The 627-nt window shown below is 51.8% G+C and carries 1 protein-coding gene; it reads left to right on the top strand.

Features of this window, described 5'->3' with window-relative positions; all coding sequences use genetic code 11:
• On the top strand, positions 1-554 hold a 554-nt coding region (locus tag HMPREF2959_RS06585; protein WP_148138165.1), incomplete at its 5' end, for an IS5 family transposase.
• Between the last annotated feature and the right edge of the window lie 73 nt (positions 555-627).

The following is a 627-nucleotide window of genomic DNA, read 5'->3' as shown; positions in this document are numbered from 1 at the left end:
GCAGCAAACAGCGTCAGGCTATAGAAGTCGATGAAGAAGGAAAAGTCAGCGGCCAAACCACACCGAGTAAAGATAAAGATGCCCGCCGGACCAAGAAAAACGGCCTCTACAAACTCGGTTACAAACAACATACCCGTACCGATGCGGAAGGCTATATCGAGAAACTGCACATCACCCCCGCCAATGCCCATGAGTGCAAACACCTGCCGCCTTTGTTGGAAGGACTGCCCAAAGGTACGACCGTCTATGCCGACAAAGGCTATGACAGTGCGGAAAACCGGCAACACCTGAAAGAACATCGGTTGCTGGACGGCATTATGCGCAAAGCCCAGCGTAACCGTCCGCTGACGGAAGCGCAAACCAAACGTAACCGATATTTGTCGAAAACCCGTTATGTGGTCGAACAAAGCTTTGGTACGCTGCACCGTAAATTCCGCTACGCCTCGGGCAACCTATTCGGACTGATTAAAGTGAGTGCGCAAAGCCATCTGAAGGCGATGTGTTTAAACCTGTTGAAAGCAGCTAACAGGCTAAGTGTGCCTGTTGCCGCCTAAAAGGCGGCCCGGATGCCTGATTATGGGGCGTCCGGGGAAGATTAAGGGGGTATTTGGGTAAAATCAGGAGGTA

Source organism: Neisseria sp. HMSC070F02, assembly GCF_001814225.1.
GTDB classification, from domain to species: Bacteria; Pseudomonadota; Gammaproteobacteria; order Burkholderiales; family Neisseriaceae; genus Neisseria; species Neisseria meningitidis.
The sequence above is the reverse complement of the archived record's forward strand: the minus strand, read 5'-3'. Positions and strand labels throughout refer to the sequence as shown.